At 47.9% G+C, this 26,603-nt stretch carries 22 protein-coding genes and 1 other annotated feature; of the genes, 16 read left to right on the forward strand and 6 right to left on the reverse strand.

Features of this window, described 5'->3' with window-relative positions:
* Nucleotides 1-26 precede the first annotated feature (26 nt).
* Together KNP94_RS02020 and nrdG are read left to right on the forward strand one after the other, a co-directional pair.
* Nucleotides 27-1,862 carry an anaerobic ribonucleoside triphosphate reductase gene (locus KNP94_RS02020; protein WP_215115119.1) on the forward strand — a complete coding sequence of 612 codons (1,836 nt, stop codon included), beginning with the start codon at nucleotides 27-29 and terminating at the stop codon, nucleotides 1,860-1,862.
* Nucleotides 1,834-2,304: an anaerobic ribonucleoside-triphosphate reductase activating protein gene (gene nrdG / locus KNP94_RS02025; RefSeq protein WP_214767994.1), complete on the forward strand. Its 471-nt coding sequence runs from the start codon at nucleotides 1,834-1,836 to the stop codon at nucleotides 2,302-2,304. Before KNP94_RS02020 ends, nrdG begins: the two co-directional genes overlap by 29 nt.
* Before the next feature lie 113 nt (nucleotides 2,305-2,417).
* Here the strand turns inward: nrdG and KNP94_RS02030 are convergent, their stop codons facing one another.
* Nucleotides 2,418-3,890, reverse strand: a complete 1,473-nt coding sequence (locus KNP94_RS02030) for a DHA2 family efflux MFS transporter permease subunit (protein WP_214767340.1) — start codon at nucleotides 3,888-3,890, stop codon at nucleotides 2,418-2,420.
* Nucleotides 3,891-4,069: 179 nt separating this feature from the next.
* On the opposite strand from KNP94_RS02030, the gene KNP94_RS02035 reads away from it, so the two are divergent.
* The 10 genes from KNP94_RS02035 (at nucleotide 4,070) to KNP94_RS02080 (ending at nucleotide 15,888) form a co-directional block, all read left to right on the forward strand.
* On the forward strand, nucleotides 4,070-4,978 hold the full coding sequence (locus KNP94_RS02035) for a TetR/AcrR family transcriptional regulator (RefSeq protein WP_088836727.1): 909 nt from the start codon (nucleotides 4,070-4,072) through the stop codon (nucleotides 4,976-4,978).
* A 65-nt stretch (nucleotides 4,979-5,043) separates the two neighbouring features.
* The gene (locus KNP94_RS02040) at nucleotides 5,044-6,489 is read left to right on the forward strand and encodes a SulP family inorganic anion transporter (protein WP_029333221.1); all 1,446 of its coding nucleotides are present in this window, start codon (nucleotides 5,044-5,046) and stop codon (nucleotides 6,487-6,489) included.
* A gap of 87 nt (nucleotides 6,490-6,576) precedes the next feature.
* A complete protein-coding gene (locus KNP94_RS02045; protein ID WP_214807739.1) occupies nucleotides 6,577-7,404 on the forward strand; it encodes a fumarylacetoacetate hydrolase family protein in 828 nt (275 codons plus the stop codon).
* 247 nt (nucleotides 7,405-7,651) lie between these two features.
* Nucleotides 7,652-8,398 carry a DeoR/GlpR family DNA-binding transcription regulator gene (locus KNP94_RS02050; protein ID WP_029333224.1) on the forward strand — a complete coding sequence of 249 codons (747 nt, stop codon included), beginning with the start codon at nucleotides 7,652-7,654 and terminating at the stop codon, nucleotides 8,396-8,398.
* Nucleotides 8,395-9,315 carry a 1-phosphofructokinase gene (gene pfkB / locus KNP94_RS02055; RefSeq protein WP_215115120.1) on the forward strand — a complete coding sequence of 307 codons (921 nt, stop codon included), beginning with the start codon at nucleotides 8,395-8,397 and terminating at the stop codon, nucleotides 9,313-9,315. Before KNP94_RS02050 ends, pfkB begins: the two co-directional genes overlap by 4 nt.
* A 19-nt stretch (nucleotides 9,316-9,334) precedes the next feature.
* Nucleotides 9,335-11,269 (forward strand): PTS fructose transporter subunit IIABC, encoded by a 1,935-nt coding sequence (locus KNP94_RS02060; RefSeq protein ID WP_215115121.1) that lies wholly within the window; start codon nucleotides 9,335-9,337, stop codon nucleotides 11,267-11,269.
* A gap of 382 nt (nucleotides 11,270-11,651) precedes the next feature.
* Complete coding sequence (locus KNP94_RS02065) at nucleotides 11,652-11,975, forward strand: hypothetical protein (protein WP_088836730.1); 324 nt, start codon at nucleotides 11,652-11,654, stop codon at nucleotides 11,973-11,975.
* A gap of 195 nt (nucleotides 11,976-12,170) precedes the next feature.
* Complete coding sequence (locus KNP94_RS02070; RefSeq protein ID WP_215115122.1) at nucleotides 12,171-13,316, forward strand: FUSC family protein; 1,146 nt, start codon at nucleotides 12,171-12,173, stop codon at nucleotides 13,314-13,316.
* Between the two features lie 63 nt (nucleotides 13,317-13,379).
* Nucleotides 13,380-13,583: a binding site (T-box leader), on the forward strand.
* Between the two features lie 59 nt (nucleotides 13,584-13,642).
* Entirely contained in the window at nucleotides 13,643-15,292 is a 1,650-nt protein-coding gene (locus KNP94_RS02075; RefSeq protein ID WP_215115123.1) for an aromatic amino acid hydroxylase, read from the forward strand.
* Between the two features lie 83 nt (nucleotides 15,293-15,375).
* On the forward strand, nucleotides 15,376-15,888 hold the full coding sequence (locus KNP94_RS02080; protein WP_371815994.1) for a pyrophosphohydrolase domain-containing protein: 513 nt from the start codon (nucleotides 15,376-15,378) through the stop codon (nucleotides 15,886-15,888).
* 391 nt (nucleotides 15,889-16,279) lie between these two features.
* Here the strand turns inward: KNP94_RS02080 and KNP94_RS02085 are convergent, their stop codons facing one another.
* The 3 genes from KNP94_RS02085 to KNP94_RS02095 all read right to left on the reverse strand — a co-directional run bounded on the left by KNP94_RS02085 (nucleotide 16,280) and on the right by KNP94_RS02095 (nucleotide 18,124).
* The gene (locus KNP94_RS02085) at nucleotides 16,280-16,564 is read right to left on the reverse strand and encodes an MGMT family protein (protein ID WP_088836734.1); all 285 of its coding nucleotides are present in this window, start codon (nucleotides 16,562-16,564) and stop codon (nucleotides 16,280-16,282) included.
* Nucleotides 16,561-17,532, reverse strand: coding sequence for a cation diffusion facilitator family transporter (locus KNP94_RS02090; protein ID WP_214801111.1), 972 nt, complete (start codon nucleotides 17,530-17,532; stop codon nucleotides 16,561-16,563). Before KNP94_RS02090 ends, KNP94_RS02085 begins: the two co-directional genes overlap by 4 nt.
* Nucleotides 17,533-17,647: 115 nt before the next feature.
* Complete coding sequence (locus KNP94_RS02095; protein ID WP_088836736.1) at nucleotides 17,648-18,124, reverse strand: pyridoxamine 5'-phosphate oxidase family protein; 477 nt, start codon at nucleotides 18,122-18,124, stop codon at nucleotides 17,648-17,650.
* 165 nt (nucleotides 18,125-18,289) lie between these two features.
* Here KNP94_RS02095 and KNP94_RS02100 point away from each other — a divergent pair, with 165 nt between their 5' ends.
* Nucleotides 18,290-19,300, forward strand: coding sequence for an LLM class flavin-dependent oxidoreductase (locus tag KNP94_RS02100; protein WP_088836737.1), 1,011 nt, complete (start codon nucleotides 18,290-18,292; stop codon nucleotides 19,298-19,300).
* A gap of 19 nt (nucleotides 19,301-19,319) precedes the next feature.
* Here KNP94_RS02100 and KNP94_RS02105 read toward each other — a convergent pair whose 3' ends face one another.
* Nucleotides 19,320-20,591 (reverse strand): MFS transporter, encoded by a 1,272-nt coding sequence (locus tag KNP94_RS02105; RefSeq protein ID WP_214771766.1) that lies wholly within the window; start codon nucleotides 20,589-20,591, stop codon nucleotides 19,320-19,322.
* A 121-nt stretch (nucleotides 20,592-20,712) separates the two neighbouring features.
* On the opposite strand from KNP94_RS02105, the gene KNP94_RS02110 reads away from it, so the two are divergent.
* Nucleotides 20,713-21,900 (forward strand): helix-turn-helix domain-containing protein, encoded by a 1,188-nt coding sequence (locus tag KNP94_RS02110; RefSeq protein WP_215115125.1) that lies wholly within the window; start codon nucleotides 20,713-20,715, stop codon nucleotides 21,898-21,900.
* Between the two features lie 322 nt (nucleotides 21,901-22,222).
* Here the strand turns inward: KNP94_RS02110 and KNP94_RS02115 are convergent, their stop codons facing one another.
* Entirely contained in the window at nucleotides 22,223-23,659 is a 1,437-nt protein-coding gene (locus KNP94_RS02115; protein ID WP_088836741.1) for a C40 family peptidase, read from the reverse strand.
* Nucleotides 23,660-23,861: 202 nt separating this feature from the next.
* Between KNP94_RS02115 and KNP94_RS02120 the strand changes: the two genes are divergently transcribed.
* Nucleotides 23,862-25,574 carry an ABC transporter ATP-binding protein gene (locus KNP94_RS02120; RefSeq protein WP_215115126.1) on the forward strand — a complete coding sequence of 571 codons (1,713 nt, stop codon included), beginning with the start codon at nucleotides 23,862-23,864 and terminating at the stop codon, nucleotides 25,572-25,574.
* A gap of 152 nt (nucleotides 25,575-25,726) precedes the next feature.
* Entirely contained in the window at nucleotides 25,727-26,587 is an 861-nt protein-coding gene (locus KNP94_RS02125; RefSeq protein ID WP_214767366.1) for a DUF4003 family protein, read from the forward strand.
* Nucleotides 26,588-26,603: the final 16 nt, after the last annotated feature.

Below are 26,603 nucleotides of genomic sequence, written 5' to 3' on the forward strand. Positions count from 1 at the left end.
AAAGCGATATCTAGGGAGTGATAGTGATGGAAGTGAACACCTTGTACCGACAAGTGATTGAGGAACCAACGACCAACCATGTCCAAGAAAATGCCAACATCGATGGCAAAGCACCGCTCGCGAAGTTAAACCGGATCGCGAGTACGGCGGCGCGGGCGATGATGGAAGACTTGCTCGTGACGCCTCGCGTTAAACAAGCGTTAGCGGACAATATCCTCTATATCCATGACGCTGACTACTATGTCACGGGAACGACGACCTGTTCTCAAATTCCGTTAGGCCGCTTACTGACGAACGGATTCCAGATGAGTCACGGGTCGATTCGTCCGGCACAAGATATCCGTTCTGCGATGGCGCTCGCTGCGATCATTATGCAGGCGAATCAAAACATGCAGCATGGCGGGCAAGCCTTTCCGAATTTTGATACCGATTTAGCTCCCTTCGTCGAGAAAACATACGCACGTCAAATGAAGAAAATTAATCAGATTGCTCCGAGCTGGTCGAAGGCACGTCGTGCGAGATATGCGCGCCAAGAAGCATACGAAATCACCTATCAAGCATGCGAAGCCTTTATTCATAATACGAATTCAATGCATTCACGCGGTGGCGGACAAGTCCCATTCATCTCGATTAATTACGGGACGGATACGTCGTTTTACGGTCGAATGCTAACAAAAGCCTTACTTGAAGCGACACTGGCAGGTCTCGGAAAAGGGGAAACGCCCATCTTTCCGATTCAGATTTTTAAAGTCAAAGCAGGTGTGACGTTAAATCCGGGTGATCCGAATTACGATTTATTTCAGCTTGCGACAAAAGTCACGGGAAAACGGTTGTTTCCGAACTTTGCATTTTTAGATGCCCCGTTCAACGTCAGCAAGACAACAGAAGAAGTTGCCTACATGGGTTGCCGGACGCGTGTTTTCGAAAATCGTCAAGGAGAAGCTTCCGTGACGGGGCGGGGAAATCTGTCGTTTACGAGTGTGAACCTCGTTCGTCTCGCCTTGACGAGTCAAACGGTCGATCATATGTTTGCGACATTGACTGATTATACGAAACTAGCTTGCGAACAGCTGCTCGAGCGTTATCAGTACCAAGCGAATCGACGGGCGGAAGAATTTCAGTTTCTTTATCAACACGTCTGGCGCGACGGGGAGACGCTTCAACCGACCGATCGCGTTGAGCCGGTCCTGCGTCACGGGACGCTTTCGGTCGGGTTCATTGGTCTCGCGGAAGCGCTCGTCGTTTTGACGGGACATGATCACGGCGATTCAGCGATTGCCCATAACATCGGCCGGGCGTTGATTCAGACGATGCGTAACGTTGTCGATCAATTCGGGGATGAGACGGGATTGAATTTTTCACTGATTGCGACACCGGCGGAAGGATTGTCTGGAAAATTCACGGCGCATGATGTCGCAAAGTTTGGTTTGATTGCCGGTGTGACGGATAAAACCTACTATACGAACTCGTTCCATCTTCCAGTGACGGCAGCTGTAACGATGCGTCAAAAGATTCGCCTCGAAGCGCCGTTTCATGCCCTTTGTAACGGAGGACATATCACCTATGTCGAGACGGATGGAGCGCTCGCAGAAAATCCGCAAGCCGTCGAGGATATCGTCCGGATGATGGTGGCAGAAGGCATTGGCTATGGCTCAATCAATCATCCAATCGATCGTTGTTTGACCTGTCGGACGGAACAGACAATCGAGCAGACGTGTCCGGTCTGTGGCGGAGAAGACATTGAACGGATTCGGCGGATTACGGGATATCTCGTCGGGACGATGGCACGCTGGAATGAAGCCAAACGGGCGGAAGAACAGGACCGGGTCTACCATGGTACGACTGCTATCCATCGTCGCTGATTCGGTCGTCGATGGTCCCGGCTTACGGACGGTCATCTTTTTCGCCGGATGTCCACATCGGTGCCGAGGCTGTCATAATCCATCGTCGTGGTCGCTTGCAGCAGGTGCAACCTACTCGACTCCTGACGTCATCAAGCGGGTCGAGGAAATCGGATCAAAACGGATTACGCTGTCGGGGGGTGAACCGTTCGCTCAAATCGAAGCACTTGAACAGCTCGTCCTGGTATTGCGACCGGACTATGAGATTTATTTGTTCACCGGGTATCGGATTGAAGACTTAGTTAAAGATGAACGCGCGTGTCGAATCTTACGGCAGGTGGATTGTTTGATTGACGGACCCTACATGGAGCAGCTCCATGATACGAGCCTTGCCATCCGTGGCAGTACGAACCAGCGGATTCTCTCCGCCAAACAGATTGAGGAGTATATCAAGAACAGATAGCGGACGGACTGCAGACAACAAAAAAACGCCGATGCTCCCATGTTTCATCCGGAGTCATCGGCGTTTTCATGTCTATTCTTTTCATTCATAACGGAAGGAAGCGAAAGCTACCGTTACGCATATTTTTTTTCGGCGACCGGTTTGACGACCGATAATGTTTCCGATGGACGCTTTTTAATGAAGAACGAAAGGATTAAGGCGAACAAGGCGAGCAATGTCGCGATGAAGAACGTATCGTTAATCCCTTCGACCATTGCTTGTGTCATGATCGTTTTCGGTGCTGTCGTCGGTGTTGCGTTCGCAGCAAGATCCGTTGCGTAACTCGCTGTTCGTGATGTCATGACGGAAATGAGTAAGCCGGAACCGATTGCTCCTGATACTTGCGATAACGTATTGTTGAGTGCCGTACCGTGCGGTGTCAAATGTTGTGGAATATGATTGAGACCGTTCGTCATGACGGGCATCATCACCATTGAGATTCCGAGGAAACGTAATGTGTACATGATGACGAGGAACGAATACGCTGTATCTGCCGTCAAACGACTGAAGAAGAACGTTGTTAAGACTGTCAACGACAATCCGATGATGGCAAGCACCCGGGCACCGAACCGGTCAAACAAGCGACCTGTGATCGGAGACATAAACGCCATGACGAGTGCACCGGGTAACATCAAGAGTCCAGAGTGGAACGGGGAAATCCCGCGAATCGTTTGGACATAAATCGGCATCAAGATCATCGCCGAGAACATCGACATGTTAAGGACCATCGAAATCCCTTGTGATAAAGCAAACATCGGATATTTAAAAATCCGGAATTCAAGCATCGGTTCGTCGAGACGTAATTGTCGTATAATGAATGAGACGAGACTGATGACGCCGACTGTTAAGGAGCCGATGACAGCGAATGATCCCCAACCGGCTGAACCGGCTGAACTGAATCCATACAACAAGCCCCCGAATCCAAAACTGGACAACACGAGTGACAGGCGATCGATGCGTAAACTGCTTGTGACGACTTCTTTTTTTAGTAAGAAGAAACCAAGAACAAGAACAAGTGCAGCAATCGGTGTCACGATGTGGAACAGCATCGGCCATTCGTAATGCTCAAGGACCCAACCGGACAGGGTCGGACCGATTGCCGGTGCAAATGTGATGACGAGTCCGAAAATCCCCATCGCTTGTCCGCGTTTCTCGATTGGGAAGCCGGTGATCAAGACGTTCATTAATAATGGCATCATGATAGCAGAACCAGATGCTTGTAACATCCGTGCACCGAGTAAGACGGGGAAGAGCTCCGTTTGACCCGCGACGATGGTTCCAATCGTAAATAAGCTCATCGCCGTTAGAAACAGCTGGCGGGTTGAGAACTTTTGGACGAGAAAGGCAGACGTCGGAATCATGATGCCGTTGACGAGCATATAGCCCGTTGTCAGCCACTGGGCCGTACTGGTTTGAATATCGAGCGAAACCATAATGGAAGGTAAGGCGATATTTAATAGCGTCGAGTTGAGGACGGCAACGAACGCGCCTGCCATGAGGACAGCTAAAATAAGATAAAGTCGAGATGATTGCTTGGTTGATTGCATTTCGTTATGCTCCTTTTATACTACGTGTCTAATTTGTTATACTTCAATTCTACAACTTAGCTATCTTACCGCCTGAAGCAAAACATTACAAATTATTTGCTTTATACACTAAAATAAAAAAGATTGAGGTAAAATCGAATGTACTCAAAAAGATCTTTTACTAGAAGAGGGATTAGAAAATGAACCCAAAAAAGAAACAACTCCTGGATGCTGCATATCGTCTGTTCGTCGAAAAGGGATACCAGTCCACATCGATTCAAGATATTCTCGAGCATAGTAATGTCTCGAAAGGGACGTTCTATAACTACTTTTCATCGAAAAACGAATTGTTCATCGACGTATTTAACGTCGTCTTTGAAAAAATGCGTAATGTTCGAAAAGACATTTTGGTCGGACGCGACGTGTCGGATTATGAGACATTCATCCAACAAGGTAACTGTTACCTTGAACTGATGCAAAAATATAAGCTCTATACCTTGTTTGAAGAAGCTGTCGCTTCGAACGAAAAAGAACTGAAGGCGTTCATGGAAAAGAACCGATTACTTGAAATCGAATGGACCTATCACCGGATGCGTGATTTGTTTGGCGAGGAAAAAGCACCATACTTGCTTGACTTCGCCGTCCTTTATACAGGGATGCTCCAATACGCGATGTATTTTTTCCGTCAATCGGAAAAAAATACACAACCGGAGCGGGTCGTCCGTTACGTCTTTAATCGGTTGACACATTTCGTCGACGACGTCAGTCGAACGGAAGAACAATTGATTCCACCACGTTTCCTCTCCGTTTGGCTCGATCGTCCGCAAGATGAGGTCGTCATCCGGAAAGAACTGTTCGTAAAAACAAATGAACACATGAAACGGTTGATTGGCTTGTCGGCGATTTCAGACGCTTCAAGGGAAGCACATAACGAAGTGCTTGATTTTGTCTATGAAGAACTGCTCGAACGAAAAAAACCAAAAATTCATCTCCTCCGTCGTGCCCTCGATACGCTCGACGAGGATCCAATCTTCTGTGGACAGGACATCATGGCGACGTATAAAGAAATGGTCGATGAAATCGTGATGATCCGGACAAAATCACAATGAGTCTTGTTTGCGTCCCAAAAAGGTACTATGATAGGAAATAGACAAAAAAAGAAATGAGGAATTATATGTTTTCACAATGGAGAAAGGAATGGCTGCTGCAACCTAAAACAGACATTCTATCCGGAATCGTCGTCGCCTTGGCACTCGTTCCGGAAGCGATCGCCTTTTCCTTGATTGCTGGCGTTAACCCGATGGTCGGGCTGTATGCTTCCGTCATTATTGCGATCATCATCTCAATCGCCGGTGGTCGACCGGGAATGATTTCAGCTGCGACAGGTGCGATGGCACTCGTCGTCGTCCAACTCGTCAAAGATCATGGCGTCGACTATTTACTCGCTGCCGGGATTCTCGCCGGGGTCATTCAAATCGTGCTCGGTTTTTTAGGCGTTGCGAAATTACTTCGCTTCATTCCGCGTTCCGTCATGGTTGGTTTCGTTAACGCGTTAGCGATTTTAATTTTTTCGGCACAACTGCCGCAGTTCGAAGGACAAAACTGGATCATGTACGCAATGGTCGCAGCGTCGCTCGCCATCATCTTAATTTTCCCGCGCTTTACAAAAGTACTGCCGGCACCACTCGTCGCGATCACGATTATGACGATTTTGACGGTCGTCTTTTCACTTGATACGCGCGTCATCGGTGATATGGGACAAATTTCTGCGTCACTACCGAGCTTTTTCTTACCGAACGTTCCGTTTTCACTCGAGACGTTACAAATCATTTTCCCGTATGCCTTATCACTCGCTTTCGTTGGTTTGATCGAGTCACTCTTGACGGCACGAATCGTTGATGAGATGACGGATACGACATCAAACAAGGCGACGGAATCACGTGGACAAGGAATCGCAAATATCGTTGCTGGATTCTTTGGCGGGATGCCGGGCTGTGCGATGATCGGTCAATCGGTCATCAATGTCACATCAGGTGGACGTGGTCGTCTATCGACCTTTACAGCAGGAGCATTCTTGATGCTGCTGATGGTCACGATGAATGACTTATTAATGACGATTCCGATGGGGGCACTCGTCGGTGTCATGTTCTTTGTATCGTATGCGACCTTTGATTGGGGTTCATTTAAAATGTTGAAGAATTCACCGAAAAGTGACTCTGCTGTCATGCTCGCGACAGTCATCGTGACGGTCTTGACGGATGATTTATCGATGGGGGTACTCGTCGGAATCTTGCTTGCAGCGATTCTCTTTGCGTCAAAAATTTCGCGCATCAACATGACACGTCGTGTTGAAAACGATCAAGTCACGTATCAAATCAATGGACCGATTTTCTTTGCCTCGACGACGACATTTACTGAACAGTTTGATATCGTAGCCGATGCACAAATGAAACAAGTCGTCATTGACTTTACGAACGCCCATTTATTTGATGATTCCGCGACGGAAGCAATTGAAACGGTTGTCTTGAAATATCAGGCAGCAGGGACGAAAGTAGAACTCGTTGCATTAAATGAAGAATCACAAGCATTAATCGATCGGTTAGCGCACCGGATTGCATAATGAAGGACCGTCAGGATGAAAATCTTGACGGTTTTTTTGTATACATGACCGGGTGAACGGTATACTAAGAAAAAAGGGGGAGTTTTCATGAAATGGTTTCGATTTGAACAAGAAGGACGGGAACGGATTGGTGTGGAGTCGGACGGACACCGGTATGACGTGACGACACAAGCCTATACGGATTCATTGCTCGAAGTCATCACACGGGGGTTTGAGATGGATGTTGATTTAGACATCGCACCATTGATTACAGAAGATGTCCGCTTGCTCGCGCCGTACGTTCCGATGCGTAACGTCATTTGTGTCGGTAAAAATTATGCCGACCATATTAAAGAAATGGATACGGCAGGGGCAGGGAAATTTGTATTGTTCACGAAGGCGCCGAGTGCAATCGTCGGGCCGTTCGATTCCATTGAACGCCATGCTGATTTAACGAATCAGCTGGACTATGAAGGCGAACTCGCCATCATCATCGGGACGACGGGGCGTGATTTGACACCTGAAAATGCACTGGACCACGTTTTTGGCTACAGCATCGTCAATGATGTGACGGCGCGTGACCTTCAAAAAGAACACGTCCAGTTTTTCCGCGGGAAGTCGCTTGATGGTTTTTGTCCATTCGGTCCCGTTATCGTCACGAAGGATACGTTTGATCCGACTGACGTCCTGGTCGAGACGCGTGTCAACGGGCAAGTGCGTCAATCCGGTTCGACGAAGTTGATGATTCGTGACATCGTGACGATTTTGACGGAAGTCTCGCGCGGGATGACACTCGAAGCAGGAGATATCATTGCGACAGGGACACCAGCTGGCGTCGGTCATGGGATGAAACCCCCAGTATACTTACAGACAGGGGATATCGTCGATGTTTCGATTGAAGGAATCGGTCACCTTCGCAATGAAGTCAAGGTATAAAGCACAAACCTAACTGAAGTTGAAAGGCTGATTTACCTGTCTTTATAAACCGTTCACTCGTTGAACGGTTTTTTTGTGTAAACCGTCATATTGTGACCGTTTTTGATGTATAATTAGTATGAAATCGACATTACTGTCGAATAAAGTCGTAAAATGAATGTTTTTTAGAGAAATAAATAAAAAAATGAACGTTTTTGGTTGATTTTTAAATGTAAACGCTTTATATTAAAGATGCGGAGGGAAACCAATGTTAACGAAAAAACGTCATCAGCTGATTCTTGAGCTACTCGCTCGAGAAGAAGTCGTCAAAATGCAGACGATTGTCGAACGGACGGGAGCTAGTGAATCGACCATCCGTCGCGATTTATCACAACTGGAAACTGCTGGTCACTTACGCCGTGTTCACGGGGGAGCGACGGCAAACCATCTGCAGATTGATGAGCCGAGTTATGTCGAGAAAACAGATCGTTTCGTCGATGAGAAAAATCAAATTGCCCGAGCGGCGGCTGATTTAATCGAAGACGGCATGTATGTCTATCTCGATGCTGGAACGACGACGCTTGCCATCGTTCCTTATCTCGAACAGAAGGCGATTACGGTCGTGACGAACAGTCTTCCTCTTGCGAATACGTTACTCTACCACCGTATCCCGACGTTCGTCGTCGGAGGGCAACTCAAGCATTCGACGCAAGCACTGGTCGGCTACAATGCACGTGAAGGAATGTTGATTTACCACTTTGATGTCGCATTTCTTGGGATGAACGGCGTTCATCCGACGCAAGGGTTTACGACACCAGATCCGGAAGAGGCACTCGTAAAGAAGACAGCGATTGAGTTAGCGAAAAAATCGTATGTGTTGGTCGACGAAACCAAGTTGGATGAAATCAGTTTTAGTCGCGTTGCACCACTTCGTGCGGCGACGATTATCACGATGGCATCGAACGAACAAACAGCGAAATACAGTCAATATACAGAGGTGGTGAACGCGAAATGATTTATACACTGACACTCAACCCATCAATCGATTATTACGTATCGTTACCGGTATTTGAGGCAGGACAAGTCAATCGTGTCGAACAAGCAGAAAAAGTAGCAGGTGGAAAAGGAATCAACGTTTCACTCGTCTTAAAAAATTATGACGTCGAGACAGAAGCACTCGGTTTTTTAGGCGGAAGTACGGGACAATTCATTCGAAGTGAACTTGAAAAACAAGGCGTACTGACAGCTTTCACACCGATTGCTGACGAAACCCGGATTAACGTTAAAATTCGTGCCGATCAAGAATCGGAACTAAATGCAGCAGGTCCAGTTATTCAGGATGCAGAACTAGAGACGCTGCTCGCAACATTCGAAACAATGCAGTCAGGTGACATCGTCGTCTTCGCCGGAAGTATCCCAAGCAGTCTTCCACATGATTTATACAAAAAAATTGCACTCTTATTAAATGAACGCGGTGTTAAATTTGCCGTCGATACAACTAAAGAAGCAATGCTCGAAGTGCTGCCGCTCCGTCCATTCATGATTAAACCGAATCATCACGAACTCGGGGAAATCTTTGATGTCGATATCACATCAAAAGAAATGGCCGTCCCGTACGCCCAACAGCTTGTCGAACGAGGAGCGGAAAACGTCATTATTTCCTTTGCAGGTGACGGGGCAATGCTCGTCAACAAGCAAGGGGCTTACACGGCGAATACGCCAAAAGGAAAACTCGTCAACTCGGTCGGAGCAGGGGATTCACTCGTCGCAGGGTTCGTTGCCAGTCATGCACTCGGACGTCCGCCGGAAGAAGCATTCCGGTACGCCGTGACGACAGGAAGTGCTTCCGCGTATTCGTTCGGATTATGTACAAAAGCAGACATCGAACGGTTATTGACCGATGTCGAAGTCGTTGAACTCATTCAATCATAATAAAGGAGTGTGACTACTCATGAAAATTACAGATCTGTTAACACGCGATACGATTAAACTGGATTTACGTTCTGATACAAAAGCAAGCGTCATCGATGAGCTTGTTGAAGTACTTGATCGTGCTGGTAAACTAAACGACCGGGATGCTTACCGTGAGGCGATTTTAGCACGTGAAGCACAAAGTACGACAGGGCTTGGTGAAGGGATTGCGATTCCTCACGCAAAAACGGCTGCCGTTAAATCACCGGCAATCGCGTTCGGTCGTTCGACAGGACTTGATTATGAAGCACTGGACGGACAACCAAGTCGCTTGTTCTTCATGATTGCAGCTGGAGAAAATGCGGACAATGCCCACCTTGAAACACTCTCGAAACTATCAGTCTACTTGATGGACAACAACTTCCGTGACACGATTCTCTCGGCTCGTTCGGAAGATGAAGTCATCGCGGCCATTGAAGCGAAGGAACGGGAAGAAGAAGGTCCTGTTGATGTGACACCGGAAACGGTCGATCAAAACGCACCTTACATCCTCGCTGTAACCGCTTGTCCGACAGGAATCGCCCACACGTATATGGCAGCAGATGCTCTCCGTCAAAAAGCGGAAGAGATGGGTGTCCGGATTAAAGTAGAAACGAACGGTTCGACAGGTGTTAAAAACGGTCTGACGGATGCTGACATCCAAGAAGCGACAGCAATCATCGTCGCTGCAGATAAAGCAGTCGAAATGGACCGCTTCAATGGCAAGCACGTCGTTGAAGTACCAGTCGCACAAGGAATCCGTAAACCAAAGGAACTGATTGATCGCGCCGTCAAACAGGACGCTCCTGTCTATAAAGGCAGCGGGTCAGGAAACAGCGGTACACCAGCACGTGGTGGATTCTACAAACACTTAATGAGTGGGGTTTCAGCGATGTTACCGCTCGTCGTCGCAGGTGGACTCTTAATCGCAATCAGCTTCTTCTGGGGAATCAACTCGTCAAACCCGGATGACTCGACGTATAACCAATTTGCAGGTCAATTGATGTCGATTGGTCAAGCCGCATTCGGTCTTTTAATTCCTGTCCTTGCTGGATTCATCGCGATGTCAATCGCTGATAAACCAGGTCTCGCACCAGGTTTGATTGCCGGTTTCCTCGCAAGCCAAGGGAATGCAGGTTTCCTCGGTGGTCTGATTGCCGGTTTCCTTGCAGGTTACGTAGTTCTAGTTCTTGTTAAAGCTTTGAAAGGTCTTCCGAAAGCTCTTGAAGGAATTAAACCAGTCTTGCTTTATCCATTGTTCGGTTCATTCATTACCGGTATGATCATGTTGCTCGTCATCAACGAACCGGTTGCAGCGTTCATGACATGGTTGACAGATTCACTTAACGGACTTAGTGGCGGTAACGCGATCCTCCTCGGTATGCTCGTCGCAGCAATGATGGCAATCGATATGGGTGGTCCAATCAACAAAACAGCATACGTCTTCGGTACGGCAGCACTTACAGCAGGGAACACGGAAGTCATGGCTGCGGTCATGGCAGGCGGTATGGTGCCACCACTTCTCGTCGCGTTCTCATCAACATTGTTTGCACGTAAGAAATTTACACCGCAGGAACGTGAAGCGGGTATCGCAGCTTACGCAATGGGTGCATCATTCGTTACGGAAGGTGCGATTCCATTCGCGGCAGCAGATCCACTTCGTGTCATCCCGTCAAGTGTCATCGGTTCAGCAATCGCTGGTGCACTTACAATCGTCTTCGGCGTCTTACTTCCGGCACCACACGGCGGCGTATTCGTCTTCCCGTTACTCGACGGCCCTTCAGGCACATTGATGGCAGCACTCAGCTACGCAGGTGCTATCTTAATCGGTGCACTTGTCGGAGCGGCAATTCTCTCACTTTGGAAGAAACCGCTCGTCGATCAAGAACTCGCGAAAAAAGAAATGACATCTGGAACAGCTACAAAAGCATCGTAATCAAAACGAAATCACCCTCAGTCCGCTGGGGGTGATTTTTTCTGTTAGGAAATCCTTCTATCCAGCGTACAGACAAAGTGGTGTTGGAGGATAAAAGCTTCTTCCATTTCCGTTGCTTGCCTCTTGCCAGTGCGTGGTCACGCACTTTTCCCGTAGGAGTCAACGAAAAAACGAAGCTTTTTAGGCGATACCGCTAGAAAAAGCAAATCAGACAGTCGATTAAGAGCGCGTTCTGTCTTAAATCGTTTTAGGATTGCCACAAAAGGCGATTCAAGGAGCAAAAGGTGGGTAAACATCACGTCAAAACTGCTGTTATAGTAGTTTGTTTATGAGCTAGATTCATTTAAAGTAAATAGAGAAGAGAATGAAGGGGGGAAACGTCTTGAAAAAAATCATGATTACTAGTTTGACTTTATTTTTAATGATAGGCGGTTTTCTTTTTATAAACAGGGGAGTAGATAAAGAGTATGAAGAAGACGTCAGAGAAAAAATTGTAAACTATATAAACAAAAAGTATGGCGAAGAAAATATTGTTTCAGTAAAATCTGCGTACGACGATAAACATAGAGAGAAAGATAAGAGATATAAGATTGCCGTCAAAATTACCGGTGAAGGATTGAAAGACGATGAATATATGGTTTTTCGCTTGAATGATGGAAAGGTAGTCGAGGAAGGCGTGACCACTGCTTTACCAAAGGAAAATTAGTAAAGTTAGGTTAGATTTTTCTTGTTTTCCATTAGACTAAGTTCGGAGCTAGTCCTTTTCTATATTCTTAAGGAAGATTGTGTGTTAAAGATATGAAATCACCCTCAGTCCGCTGGGGGTGATTTTTTTATTGCGTTTTCATGATATTAAAGGAAGAATAGAGGGCATACTTACATTATGAAGGAGGGATCAACTATGGGGGGTCAATCCTTACAAATTGGACCACGTACCATCAAAACAGGACTAGCCGTTATTTTGGCATTAGTTATTAGCAATCTCTTTAACTTAAGCCCGATTTTACCAGGGATTTCGGCAGCAACGACATTGTTGCCTTCTGTTTATCAAACATGGAAACAATTTTTAGAAGAGGCGGAGGCCAACTTGATCGGTGCCTTTTTAACGTTACTCGCCTTATGGATTCTCGGAGCGAATCCTGCGAACCCACTTGCAATCGGTATCGTCATCATGGCAGCCATTTCCATCCTGCTGGCGTTCGGATTCGGTCGGACGATTCCTCACGTCGTCTTGATGATCATCGTCATCTTGGAGAGTGTCGAAGGGGCGACAGAGCCGTTATGGCAAATCGTTTTGATACGGTATTTACTCGTGATGCTCGGGATTGCGTGTGCCCTCGGTGTCAATGCATTGATTTTCCCGCCACGGTATGGGAACGTTTATTATCAAAAAGCCTCAAAACTATTTGAGAAGCTGCTCGTCGTCACGCGGGCGATCGCTTTTGAAGGGAAGGTCGCTCCGTATCGCCCGGCAATCGATAAAATGAGTAAATCCCTACGCGAGACACAACAATTATTTAACTTGCACCGGGAGGAAGTACGAGGGACACGCCAAAAACATGTCCCGTTGCTGCGTAACATCATCATCTTACAACACATGCAGTCGTGTTTGGAACGGAGTGTCGCGACGGCGGAACGTTTCCGTGAGCGGGAACAGGCTCTGTCGAACATCGCCGATGACTTACGCAGTGAATTGTTCTACCACGTCATGCATATCGCCCAGCGGCAGGAGAAAGTCCTGTTGACGTATGATTTATTGTTGACGGAAGAACCGCTGGCGATGGAAGACTTAGTGAAAGAAAATATTGCCTTCGTTAAACATTCTTTTCTCGATCGTGATGAGCTCGAAGAAGAAGAAATCATGGAAATTTTACCGATTGTCGTCGCGATGAATGAATGGATTCAAGAACTTGAAGCTTTTGAAAAACGGCTTCATGGTGCGCTTAAACGACATGGTACGTCATTATCGATTGAACAGAAATCGGTCCGGGACAAAACATTTAATCGGTTTAAACGTAAAAAAGCCATTGACGAAAGCCAAAAGTAAGCGTATAGTCCTTCTTAACAGCACTTTAGTTGCTAAAAGCGTAACAGCATAACAGAGCGAAAGACGTAGACGAGGACGAAACCGAAGTAGAAACAATCTCCCTGTTTCAGAGAGCACGTGGCGCTGCGAACGTGTACACAGATTGAATCGAATTACAGTTTCTGAGTCTCTTGCGAAGCAAGCGGAGAAAACCGTTATCCCGTAATGAAGTGATTCGTGCGAAGCATGGATTATCAGGGTGGTACCGCGGCTTTCGTCGTCCCTGTCGGACTTGATGTCCGACAGGGACTTTTTGTTGTTTAATTTAATTCAAGGGGGAACTTCATATGTCTACACCAATCATTCCAAGTCACTTACAACCACACGTCGCACCACAGCATTACGAAGATTACACACCAACGGATCATGCGGTCTGGCGCTACGTCATGCGCTTGAATTTAAATACATTGCAACATACAGCACACCCGGCGTACCTCGAAGGGCTCGCTGCTTCCGGAATCAGCCCGGAACGCATTCCTGATGTCCGCGAAATGACGGCGAACCTCAGTCGCGGTGGTTGGGGAACGGTCGCCGTCGACGGTTTGATTCCGGGTGTCGCCTTCTTCGACTTCCAAGGACACGGTCTCCTGCCGATCGCAACCGACATTCGGAAGGTCGATAACATTCTTTACACGCCGGCACCGGACATTCTGCATGAAGCGGCAGGACACGCACCAATTTTGATGAATCCGACGTATGCTGAATTTGTCCGCCGGTTCGGTGAAATCGGAGCACATGCCTTCAATCATAAAGCAGAACATGATGTCTTTAAGGCGCTGAAAAAATTAACGATTGTCAAAGAAAGTCCATTTTCAACACCGGAAGACATTGAGGAAGCAGAAATCGCACTCGCAGAAACACGGACCCATGTCACAGGGATTTCGGAAGCCAATGAAATTTCACGCCTCTTTTGGTGGACGGTCGAGTTTGGTTTAATCGGTGATCTTAACGACCCGCAAATTTACGGGGCAGGTCTTCTGTCCTCAGTCGGGGAAAGCCGCCACTGCTTGACGGATGCCGTCAAGAAACATCCATTTTCACTTGCGAAGGCACTCGCAACAAAACATGACGTCACGAGCATGCAAAAAGAATTGTTCGTCTGTGAATCATTTGAACAACTGCGTGACGCATTAGAAGAGTTTGCACAGACGATGTCATACGTCCGTGGTGGACGTCACGGCCTCATCAAGGCGGTCGAGTCCGGTAATCTGTCGACGCTCGTCTTTGCATCAGGTCTCTCGCTCGTCGGTGTTCCGGCAGCACAAGAAACGTTTGAAACAATTGATCTCGTTCGATTTACTGGACCGACGGCACTCGCAGCGAATGGCGAAGTATTAGAAGGTCAATCACAGACGGAGCACCCGAACGGCTTTACGCTCTTGCACGGAGAAGGGTTGAACGCGGTTCTCGAGCGAGTCGAAGTCGGCGAGCAACTCGAGTGGACGGAAGGGACGTTACAATTGACGGGTCATGTCGCAGCAATCGAGCAAGTGAACGGTAAACGTGCCATCGCCGTCCTGAAAGACGCTCGATTAACGAAAAATGGTGTGACGGAGCAATTCGATCAACTGGATCTCGTGATTGGTGCGATTACGTCAACCTTCCCGGGAACAGAAGTTGAAGCCTTAAAACCGATTCCGGAAACCGTTGAATTTGAACGGATCGAACGTCCATTGACGGCAGCTGATCCGATTTTTGAAGCCGTTCGTGCCATTCGTGAAGGTCAGGCGAGTCAGTCGCGCCTGTCACAGCTGATTGATCAGACACTTGTCCAGTTACCGGATGCTTGGTTACTCCGGCTTGAACTGCTTGAACTGGCAGATGAAGTCGACCAACCGCGTCTCCTTGACGATCTCGAGCGCCTGAAGCAGACGTCACCGGAACGCGACGAGTTGATCACGCGTGGCATCAAGATGCTTGATCTCGTTCATTCATGAAGCGGACGTTCGAGAAATCTGTCCAAACCTGTTAAAATGAATACGGTTCATGGATGAAACGTAAACATAGGGGAGTGGACAGTGTGAAACAACCAAATTATTTTCAAGACGTGAAACAGTTCCATCACACATTTAATCACCCGGGAGCGGAACGACCAACCCCGCTCGAACTTGAGCGTGGCATCAAACGGGCAACTTGGACGACAGAAGAAGCAGCAGTCGAGTTTCTGCATCAATCGTCTCGGGATGAAGCGGAATTTTTAGCAGCAATCGATTCCCTCAAAGCAGGGATTGACCGGGCTGTTGAAAAATCATTAAAAGAAACCTATCCGACGACTTCCGTCGAACGCCTCGTAGGTCAAGGTGATGCATTGACGGACGCACTTTACTTCATCATGGGTAGCTTTGTCGAAGCAGGGCTCGAACCGGGACCTCTCTTTGAAATCGTTCAACGCGCGAACATGGCGAAACTCGGGCCAGACGGTCAACCGATCTTCCGAGAATCCGATCAAAAAGTCATGAAACCGGACGGTTGGTTGCCACCGGAACCGCAACTCGAGGCCGAAGTGTTACGGCAGATGGATGAAAAAGCATAAGGATGGACTACGATCGAACAAAAAGAACCACTTCCGCTTAGTTAGGGAAGTGGTTCTAGTGTATAGACGAAGTGATAGCGGGAGATAAACGCGTCTTTTTTCGTTGCTTTCCTCGGGCGAGGCGCAAGCCGTTGCTCCTTGCTCCTAGCGGACAACGAGCAGGGTCTTGCATGCCTCTGACAGCGCAAGGACCTTGCACTTTTTCCCGTAGGAGTCAACGAAACGTGACGCTTTTTAGCGGGATCGTGAGAATGCAGACAGTGTAGCGCGCGTTCCGTCTTGAATCGTTTTAAACTTCATAAGTGTAACTTCAGACTGAAACCACTTCCGCTTAGTCAGGGAAGTGGTTCTTTTTTTGAAAGTGAGTAAATATCCGTCCTCTACAATCAGCTTACATTTGATAATCCGGCAGCACGAGCTTGCCGTCCGATTGAAAGACGATTCCTTCCGCTTCGAGGGCCAATTGCTGTTCAATCCCTTGCGAAATTTCACCTTTGGCGTTGACGACGCGATGCCATGGTAAACGTTCCGCCTGACTCATACTATGCAGAATCCGGACGACTTGGCGAGCGGCCCGTGGGTTTCCAGCGAGGCGGGCGATTTGACCGTATGTTGCGACACGTCCTGCAGGAATCGCACGGATGATCGTCACGACGTCCTGCGTGAAGGGGGTCATCGTTCTTCGTTTGTCGAGACGATGTATTGCTGGACTTGATCGTCCTCATCGAAGCCGATCGTGACGTCGGTGATGTCTTGTTGGATCCGGAGTTGCAGTTCGAGTCGGTCTTTAATATCGTCCGCTTGCGCTACGGTCATCGCCGGATCGATTTCAATCTCGACTTCGACGTGGAAGTGGTCACCTTCTTTGATGACTTCAAGTTTACTGATATCACGGACGTCCGGATCTTGCATGATTAAACCACCGAGCCGTGCCGCCATCGTTTCATCGGCTTCACCGAGCGCTCCGGCAGCGTTTTGCAAGAAAACGTTACCGACGACATAAAACATCATCAGACCGATGAGGACAGAGGCGATGCCTTCCGCTTGATGATAAGGCGTCACATGTGAAATGACGACAGCGATCATCGCAACGATGCCACCAGCCGTCGCGACTAAATCTTCTAAGAAGACGAGTCGTGTCGCAGGCTTCGCTTGTTTTAATGAACGGAAACTTTCGAGAATCAGACGTGGTCCTTTTGCTGTCAGTTTGGCATCGTGGGCAATTTCTTTCATCGCCTTAAAGAAGACAGCACTTTCAAGGACGACACCGGCAAATAAGACAGATAGGGTGATCCAGAATCCCGTTGACTCCGTTGGGTCGATAATATGTCCAATCCCTTCATGAATCGTTTCGTAAGCCATGATGCCGACGAATAAAATTGCGCCGAGCAGAACGAGGTTGACGAGTCGACCAAAGCCATTCGGAAAGCGTTTTGTCGGTGCTTTTTTACTGAGCGCTGAACCGATGAAGACAAAGAACTGGTTCGCGGCGTCGCCAAGTGAGTGCATCATTTCGGCGAACATCGCAACGTTTCCGGTTAAGGTGTAGGCAATGGTCTTGATGATGGCAATGATGGAGTTGACGATTCCGGCTGTTAATGCCGAACGATTTCCTCGTCGTAATAACGTAATGAATTCTCCCATGAGTGTGCTCCTTTTGTTAACAAACTATAGTAATAGTAGTAGTCTACACTAAATCGATAGGAGAGACTAGAAAAAAACCGCTCCGCACAAGGCGGAACGGCTGGATATCAAGCTATTACGTCAAATCAACGGTTTTGTTGATTTCGTTCGAGTCGTCATTTCCTGTGACTTTCTTGAGGACTTGTTTGACAGACTTAGTCGTGTTTCCCGTTTCCCAGTACTCGGCAGCTTCCGTATCAATCTTGATTAAGACGACTTTCGGATCTTCGTAGCTTGTCCCGAGATACGCTTCGTAACGGGGGCTCCATAGTTCTTTTTTGCGGGCGACATCTTCGACGATTTCTGCTTTCCCGCGAATCGAGACGTATGATTTGTCGACATAGGCGACGTTGACGCTCGGATTTTTTAAGATTTCATTGTATTTCCCGGTTTCTTTAGAAGTGAGGAACCAGAGATCGCCATCGAACTCGATATCCTGTGTTTGCATCGGACGCGAGACAAGACCTTCATCTGACACTGTCGTCAGCATCGCCGTTTCGATTTTATCGACTAATTTTTTGACCGTTTCGACTGCTTCTTGATTCGTTGACATGTACAACACCCCATCTGTTCATTTTTTTTGCTCACTTTAAGAATGTTCCCTGAATTTAAAATTGAAAACGTCATCAATGAATCAAGAAGCAGTTTTATTGCATTCCGTCGTTTCCGAGGCGTACAGTCTAAGTATGAATTTCACTTCAAAGGAGCGTTTTACACGATGAAATTAAGTATATTGGATCAATCTCCTGTCTCAAAAGGGCAAACCCCATCCGAAGCATTACAAGAAACAGTCGATCTTGCGAAAACAGCAGATGAACTTGGCTACACACGCCTGTGGGTTTCGGAACACCACTTCGCGAAGACACTGGCCGGGTCGAGTCCGGAAGTCTTGATTGCCTACATGGCAGCGGTGACGAAACAAATCCGTCTTGGTTCAGGCGGCGTCATGTTACCTCATTATAGTCCTTACAAAGTTGCGGAAAACTTCCGTGTCCTCGAAGGGCTTGCACCGAACCGGATTGACCTTGGGCTTGGCCGGGCACCGGGCGGCATGCCGCTAGCGACACGTGCCTTACAAGAAGGTTCGTCGCCACGCTTCGGCGGCGCGGACTATGGCGCACAGCTTGACGATCTCGTTGATTACCTAAAAGACGGCGCACCGGCCGATCACCGTTTCGCAGGACTCGTCGCAACACCGGAAGTCGACACGACACCGGAAGCGTGGTTGCTCGGATCAAGTGGCGGTAGTGCGTTAAATGCAGCACAACGCGGATTCGGTTTTGCATTCGCCCACTTCATCAACGGACAGGGCGGACAAGACGTGATGGATTATTACCGTCATAACTTCATGGCGACATCATTCAACGCGACACCGCAGACACTCGTCTCGATTTTTGTGACGTGTGCCGAAACGACGGAAGAAGCAGAACGGTTGGCATCCAGTCTTGATCTGTCATTGCTCTTACTCGAAAAAGGGGTTTCATCAACAGGCACACCGACACCGGAAGAAGCAGCGGCATACCAGTATTCGTTCCAGGATCAATTCCGGATTGCCGAAAACCGGAAACGGATGATCGTCGGAAATCCGGAAGACGTCGCCCGTCAATTGCAAGACCTCGCCGATTCATATGGAACGGACGAAGTCATGATTGCTTCGATGATTGCCGATAAAGAAGCGAAACAACAATCACTCCGTCTCATTATGGACGCGGTCAAAGCAACGGTTTAAATCAATCCGGACGTTCATCTCAGCTTGCTGAGGTGGACGTTTTTTCAGTTTCGGGAATCTGATCTTTTGCAAGACGTTCTGCCCGGACGTCATGCCGTAAGTGGAAAAATCCGATTCCGACCGTCACGAGTAAGCCGGATGAACTGATTGCGAGGATCAGATTGAGCGAGACGTAATCACTTAACAGGCCGAATAACAGCATCCCGATTGGTGTAATGCCCATTGCGAGTGATTCGAGGACACCGATGACACGCCCTAAGTAAGCCGGATCGGTTTGCCGTTGGACGAGCAGTTGAATCGGAATGTTTGACCGGAGAATAATGAACCCTACCGTGAAGGAGAAGATGAGAAAATAAGCAAATGTCCAGTTCGGCGGAACGATACCGAGTAACGGTAATAAAGGGGAAAGGAATAGAAACCCGACCAAAGCAACCGACTGGAACAACGTCATCAATGGACGCTTAATCGTAAAGCGGGGGAGCGCAAGCAACAGCGAACTAAGCAAAAGACCCACACCTAAAGCGGCTTCAATCGTTCCGAACTGAAATGATGTAACGTTGAGACGATCGAGCAAAATGATGGGATAGATGACTTCTAAGGCGATGAAAAAGAAATTCAACACAAGTGCCATCAAGATGAGTGTCGTCAGGACCCGTTGTTTGAATAAATAACGGTAGCCGGATTGAAAGTCTGCCCACATCGAAGGCGGGCTTTCTTCATGAACAGCGGGGATGACGCGGAACGTCAGGCGCATGTTCCACAGCGCAGCGAGAGAAAACAAGCTGAGCGGTAAGAGGGTGAAAAGGTGGATTGGTGCAAAGGCTAACAGGAAACCGGCCAGCATCGGAGCAACGATCGACGAAAGGGAACTGATACTTGAAATCAGGGAATTACCACGCTGTAATTCCGTATCGTCAAGCAAGCGGGGCAGGGAACTCATCAAGGTAACGGAGAGGAATGTCGAAAGAGCCGTTAAAAGGGCACTGACGATCATGTAATGAATCGTATGGACCGGGAAAAAGGTAGCGAAACCTGCAAATATGGCGAGTATGACGGCACTCGTCGCCTCGGTCGTGACGATGATTTTTTTTCGGTTCCAGCGGTCGGACAGCACTCCGGCAATGGGCGACAACAGAATCCGTGGCAGTGTCCCGGCGAGTAAGACGAGCGCGAATTGCAGCCCGGATGACGTTTCCCGTAATACGGTCAAACCCGCGACGAACGTAAAGAGACTCGCTGCGAACAACGAACAAAACTTACCGAACAGGAGCCGTTGTAAATTTTTCGACATCATGATTCCTCCTTTTTGTTCAATTAAATTGAACTTTCCTTTATACTAGAGGAACAGGAGATATTTGTAAATATAAAAGTTAAATTTAATTTAACTTAATCAGTAGAATGAGGTGCCGGCCATGCTTGGACAACGAATTAAAAGTTTACGGAAAGCGAAAAAAATGACGCAGTCGGATGTCGCAGACGGCATCATGACGAAATCGATGCTCAGTATGATTGAGAACGATAAGGCGACGCCGTCCTTACCGGCGTTACAAGCAATTGCGCGTCGTCTGCATGTCTCGATCGATGAGTTGTTGATTGATCCCCGGGCGATCGAAATGAAGCAGCTGATTGAAAAAATCAATGCACGAACAAACGACTATTATGCGGAAGAACAGATCGCCGACATGCTTGCACCCTATTTAGAACCGGCGATTGATTCTTACTGGCAAGGTCGAATCTATGAGATGCATGGAAACGCATTACGTTTTTCGAACACGGAACAGGGCTTACATTATTTCGATTTAGCGGAGGAAATTTACAAGCGGCTTGAATTACGGGATGAACAGATGAATGTACAAATCTCGAAAGTCTATTTCTTATTTTTCCTGCGCCGTTATGAAGAGGCGTACCGAAAGGTGGATGCGATGATGATTCATCAGGACGTCCCACTTGCACATGAAACGTTTCTTGACTATCAAATGTTACAGGCTCTCCGCGTCAGTGTGAACGAAGACAACTGGAGCCAGTCGATTGACTTTTTACGGGAAGGCATCCGTTATATGCGGGAAAAAGGCGTCTACAGTGACGTCAGTAACTATCACCGGTTGCTGGCGTTATTCTTAAGTCTAGACGGAGACTTTGAGGCAGCCGACCACGAACTGGAATTACTGGAACATTTCTTTTTGTTCACGGAAGCAACAGCATTCGAGCGGATTCTTGTCGAGTTGACGAAAGGGTCGATTGCGGTCCACCGAGAGGATTATGAAGGCGTCCGGTATGCGCGGGAACGACTTGTTGAAGTCAATATTGAAGCGTGCATTCATTACATCGGATACTTCGAAGTCAATCTGTGTTTGTGGAAGGACTCAAAAGAGACACTCCCGTTTGACCTCCAGAGCGGTGTCGCTAACATTTGGCGCGGTGCACATTTATGGCAAGTTGGCGGTGAATACGATCACGCGATGATGCTATATGCACTCGCATTAGCGATGCGCGCCGGGGTAGGGGTGGACCGTCGGGCAGAAGTGGAAGAAATGACGAAACAACTGTCACCGGGACGATTCAAACAAGAAATCGAGCAAATCTTAGCGGAATTATCGTAAAAAACAGGGCTGACGCAAAAGTCGCTCCAGACGATTTTTGAGTCCGCGCTTTCCATGGGCGGAAGACCCGGCAGGAAGCGAGGATTGCGCTCCTTTTTCCCATAGGAGTCGAGGATGAACACTCGGCACATCTAAGATACCTATCGAAAAGAAAAAAAGGAGGCGTTTGCTTTACGCGACGCCTGCAGAAAAAAACGCAAAACTTACGCTGTCAGAGACAAAAAAGACCCGACCTCCTGTTCACTAAGGGCAGGAAATCGGGTCTTGTGTCTCCCCTGGAAAAAAGGGGGTAGAAAGTACTTTTTTAGTCAATCCTGTTGCATCAGAGGGCTTTAAAGCCCAGTAATTTTTGAGTCCAGTACTTTTCCGACAGGCGACTGATGCCGAGTGACGGTGTATTGGCATGGATGAATTGGTCATTGTTCAACATGATTCCGATGTGGGTCGGACCTGCGGCATACGTATTCTCGAAGAAGATGATATCTCCGCGGACCGGCTGACGTAATTTCGACAGCTTCTGACCGAGGTACAGGTCGTTGTTCCAGTAGCCATTGACGTTCGTCCGCCCGACTTTGTAACCGGCCGTATTCAACGTGTAGTTGATAAAACCCGAGCAATCGAATCCGCCGTTGATCGGGCTACTCGACCCCCAGACGTACGGTGTCCCGAGATACTGTTGACCGATTGAAATCGCCCGTTCCATGACACCGGAAGCAGGGACAGTCGAGACAGGAGGCGGTGTTACGGGCGGAGTCGTCGCAACAGTCCCAGTCGTAATGTAGCTTTTCGCGACATAATAGTAACCTGTCCCGATTTTGATTTGGTACCATCCGGCAGCGGAACCCGTCGTTTCACCCATCACCTGAACGCTCGAACCGTGGGCAACTTGGGTGAAGACTTGTGAGGAGGTTGTTGGTGCCGTCCGGACATTCAAACCTGACGGCGCATTGACGGTATACGTTTTGGCTTGGTCGACCGGATTGATCGAGACGCCATTCGTTGCAGGCGGTGTTTCTTTTGCTGATGCAGCAACATAACTCGCGGCGACGTAGAGGACTTTTCCGTCGAGCTTAATTTGATACCAGGCGTCAATCGTACCCGTGACCGTCAAGAGCGTTTTATTCGGAATCGTTTTGTAGATTTGTGCCGACGCCGATGCTGCTAAGCGGGCATTCAGTCCGCCACTTGCGTTGACTGTATATTGTTTGGTCGTATCGACGGCTTTAACGGCTGTTGCGACAGGTGTCGTCACTGGTGGTTTCGATGTCGTTTTGACGGTTGATTTTTTCGCAGTGATGAGACTGGCATGGACGTATGCCGTCTTTTTCTTGTAGACGATTTGGTACCAAGAACCGGTTTTCTTTTTGACGGACACGGCTGCATTTTTAGTAAGTTGTCCGACTTTTTTGGAAGCCGTACTCGCTTTCTCACGAACATTGACACCAGCTGTATTCGTTATGTAAGTCGTTGTTGTCGTCGTTTTAGCTGTCGTCGTTTTTGCAGCAGTAGCTGCTTTCACATAACTCGAAGTGATGAATGCTTTTTTCGATTGATAACGAATTTCGTACCAAGAACCTGACTTCTTAACAGCGGTTACCGTTGTACCCTTTTTTAAGGTCGTAATGATGGGTGCGGAAGTAGTGGCAGCAGTTCGGATGTTGACATTTTCGGTTAACGTTAACTTTGTGGAGGCGGCTTCGACCGCGGTCGCTGAACTGACCAACGCGAGCGTCGTCAAAGCGAGAAGTGTCTTTTTCAAGTTGCGTAACTCCCTTCCAAAATGGTTCGAATAGAATCGTTGTTACCATTTTGTCATATGAGATGTTAATTCCCCTGTTTTTAAAATATATTTTTTATGAAAAAACTTACTTTGATTTTCAAAAATAATGATCTGTGTTTTGAGGCGCGATTAATCTAGAGTCTTCTTGTACACTAGAATTAGCTAGGAGGGGAATTTACAAATGTTAAAACGATTTTATCAATACTACATACCGCATAAACGCTTGTTTTGGCTCGATTTTTCGTCAGCCTTATTCGTCGGTATACTCGAGCTCGCGTTTCCGCTTGCCGTCCAGTGGTTCATCGATTCTTTGTTGCCAGAAGGCGAGCTGAACTGGATCATCTTAGTCAGTGTCGGTCTACTGTTGCTTTATGTCATCAGTACGATGATGCAGTTCGTCGTCAATTACTTCGGACATAAGCTCGGTATCAACATCGAGACCGACATGCGGCGCCAATTATTCGGACACGTTCAAAAACAGTCGTTCCGCTTTTTTGATAACACGAAAACAGGGCACATCATGAGCCGAATCACAAATGACTTGTTCGATATCGGGGAACTGGCTCACCACGGACCGGAAGATGCCTTCATTGCCGTGATGACGTTACTTGGTGCCTTCTCAATCATGCTGACGATTAATGCGCCGCTTGCGCTCGTTACCGTCATTGCTGTTCCGTTCCTGATTTGGTTGATTAGTTTCGCCAACGTCCGGATGAATCGTTCGTGGGACAAGATGTACGGCAATATCGCCGAAGTCAACTCCCGTGTCGAAGATAGCGTCTCAGGAATTCGTGTCGTCCAGTCGTTTACGAACGAAGCCCACGAAGTCGCGCGGTTCGAGCAAGATAATGCAACGTTCCGTCAATCGAAGATTAATGCCTATAAAGTTATGAGTACAAGTCTGTCCGGTATTTACTTGACGACGCGGCTGATGACGCTCGCCGTTCTTGTGTACGGTGCCTATTTAAGTTACAACGGCCGCCTTAGTTACGGCGAACTTGTCGGGTTCATTCTCTACATGAACATTTTGCTGAAACCGATTGACAAAATCACGGCACTTCTCGAACTTTATCCGAAAGGGATGGCAGGTTTTAAGCGATTCGCTGAAATGATTGATCAGGATGATGAGCTGAAGGATGCGCCAGACGCAATCACGGTCGATCGTCTGCATGGTGCAATCGAGTTCGATGATGTTAGTTTCGGCTACGAAGCCGATCGATTGATTTTAAAAAATATCAACCTGTCCGTTGAACCCGGTCAGACAATTGCCTTCGTCGGAACGTCGGGTGCCGGGAAAACGACGATTTGTTCCTTAATCCCTCGCTTTTACGATGTTTTAGAAGGAGCGATTACGATTGACGGCATCGATGTAAGGCAGATGACAAAAGCTTCGCTCCGCCAACAAATCGGTATCGTTCAACAAGACGTCTTTCTCTTTTCGGGGACGGTTGCCGAAAACATTGCCTATGGCGATTTGACAGCGACGCGGGCAGACATCATCGCAGCTGCCGAGCGCGCCCATCTCGGACAGATGATCGCTGATTTACCGGAAGGGTATGATACACAGATTGGGGAGCGGGGCTTGAAATTATCCGGGGGACAAAAGCAACGGCTGGCGATTGCCCGGATGTTCTTGAAGAATCCGCCGCTATTGATTCTAGATGAAGCGACATCTGCTCTTGATACGGAGACGGAAGCGATCATTCAAGAATCGCTCGCGGAACTCTCGAAAAACCGGACGACTTTAATCATTGCCCATCGTCTCGGGACGATTCGAAATGCGGACCGGATTCTCGTCGTCACGAAAGAGGGCATCATTGAAGACGGTACACATGACGAATTGATTAAAAATGGTGGTTATTTCTCCCGGTTACTTGAAAAACAACGGGTCTGACATGCCTTTAAAAACCGGGTACCGGCTGTCTTTTCATTTGAAAGACGAGGTGAACCCGGTTTTTTCTTTTGAGGAACTTCGACGCGCATAGTCAGATTCGGGAATGATTTGTCAGGAAAAGGGGAAAACAGAACCGAAGGGAGGGCGCTTTGATGTACGGATTATTTTGTGAAAACTACAATAAGACCTATGCCATTCTCCGCGAGGAAACGTCCCACGACTTCCGCCGTTTTTTTGCCTTATCGTATACGATTCAAGACGTCGTGTTCGACCGGGCGGCCTACGATCGCTTAGCGCATGCCATTAAACGGAAGACAACACGCTTTTCAGCACTTCAAAGTCGTTATACGCCACTGCTGATTTCGCAACTTCAACTTTATAGCGACCGACCGGAACAGTTAGTCGAGCAAGTGATTGAAGCTGAAAAGCATATTAAACGACGCTTCATCAAAGACAAAGCCGTCCGCCCGTTTTTTGCCCTTGGAGAGCTCTTGAATCGACAGCGCGGTACGGACGCTTTGCCGGTCGTCGAACACTTTCGAGCAGAACGCCCGGGGTTGAATGTGACGAAACAATACGTCGTCACGGCAGCATTGATGGACCAAAAACAATTGCTCGCATCCTTCGTCGAGGATGTCAAGACGAGTGAAGAATGGCTCAGTAAATGGATGGGACCGTCAAGCGAACGATTGATTGCCGCTCAAATCCTTGCTACGTCAAACAATCAAGCAGAACAAAAACAACGGATTGAAAATTGGGTGGACATGCTTGAAAAACGGGAAGTTCGCATGTTTGAACGCCTATTCCCGCTACTCGCCCTGTTACGTTCGACTGATCGTGTCGACTTGATATACGTGACACGGGTCGTCGACCGGGAACGGTCGCGGAATCGGTTTTCCGAAGAAGTCAACTGGTTGCTTGCGTTTCATCTATTACTCGCTAAAGCGGGGCATAGCCGGTTGCAGTCAACCTTACTTGTACTCGAAACGCTTGAATTGACGAAAAAACGCTAAAAAGTAGCTCGCCATG

Origin of the sequence: Exiguobacterium sp. s80 (assembly GCF_018618725.1) — a bacterium.
Taxonomy (GTDB): domain Bacteria; phylum Bacillota; class Bacilli; order Exiguobacteriales; family Exiguobacteriaceae; genus Exiguobacterium_A; species Exiguobacterium_A oxidotolerans.

Excerpts from the sequence above, each read along its gene's own strand:
- KNP94_RS02060 (WP_215115121.1), top strand. The coding sequence starts at position 9,335 with ATGAAAATTACAGATCTGTTAACACGCGATACGATTAAACTGGATTTA.
- KNP94_RS02100 (WP_088836737.1), top strand. The coding sequence starts at position 18,290 with ATGAAATTAAGTATATTGGATCAATCTCCTGTCTCAAAAGGGCAAACC.
- KNP94_RS02030 (WP_214767340.1), bottom strand. The coding sequence starts at position 3,890 with ATGCAATCAACCAAGCAATCATCTCGACTTTATCTTATTTTAGCTGTC.
- KNP94_RS02040 (WP_029333221.1), top strand. The coding sequence starts at position 5,044 with ATGTTTTCACAATGGAGAAAGGAATGGCTGCTGCAACCTAAAACAGAC.
- KNP94_RS02045 (WP_214807739.1), top strand. The coding sequence starts at position 6,577 with ATGAAATGGTTTCGATTTGAACAAGAAGGACGGGAACGGATTGGTGTG.
- KNP94_RS02020 (WP_215115119.1), top strand. The coding sequence starts at position 27 with ATGGAAGTGAACACCTTGTACCGACAAGTGATTGAGGAACCAACGACC.
- KNP94_RS02110 (WP_215115125.1), top strand. The coding sequence starts at position 20,713 with ATGCTTGGACAACGAATTAAAAGTTTACGGAAAGCGAAAAAAATGACG.
- KNP94_RS02085 (WP_088836734.1), bottom strand. The coding sequence starts at position 16,564 with ATGACCCCCTTCACGCAGGACGTCGTGACGATCATCCGTGCGATTCCT.
- pfkB (WP_215115120.1), top strand. The coding sequence starts at position 8,395 with ATGATTTATACACTGACACTCAACCCATCAATCGATTATTACGTATCG.
- KNP94_RS02105 (WP_214771766.1), bottom strand. The coding sequence starts at position 20,591 with ATGTCGAAAAATTTACAACGGCTCCTGTTCGGTAAGTTTTGTTCGTTG.
- nrdG (WP_214767994.1), top strand. The coding sequence starts at position 1,834 with ATGGTACGACTGCTATCCATCGTCGCTGATTCGGTCGTCGATGGTCCC.
- KNP94_RS02125 (WP_214767366.1), top strand. The coding sequence starts at position 25,727 with ATGTACGGATTATTTTGTGAAAACTACAATAAGACCTATGCCATTCTC.
- KNP94_RS02120 (WP_215115126.1), top strand. The coding sequence starts at position 23,862 with ATGTTAAAACGATTTTATCAATACTACATACCGCATAAACGCTTGTTT.
- KNP94_RS02070 (WP_215115122.1), top strand. The coding sequence starts at position 12,171 with ATGGGGGGTCAATCCTTACAAATTGGACCACGTACCATCAAAACAGGA.
- KNP94_RS02090 (WP_214801111.1), bottom strand. The coding sequence starts at position 17,532 with ATGGGAGAATTCATTACGTTATTACGACGAGGAAATCGTTCGGCATTA.
- KNP94_RS02095 (WP_088836736.1), bottom strand. The coding sequence starts at position 18,124 with ATGTCAACGAATCAAGAAGCAGTCGAAACGGTCAAAAAATTAGTCGAT.
- KNP94_RS02035 (WP_088836727.1), top strand. The coding sequence starts at position 4,070 with ATGAACCCAAAAAAGAAACAACTCCTGGATGCTGCATATCGTCTGTTC.
- KNP94_RS02050 (WP_029333224.1), top strand. The coding sequence starts at position 7,652 with ATGTTAACGAAAAAACGTCATCAGCTGATTCTTGAGCTACTCGCTCGA.
- KNP94_RS02075 (WP_215115123.1), top strand. The coding sequence starts at position 13,643 with ATGTCTACACCAATCATTCCAAGTCACTTACAACCACACGTCGCACCA.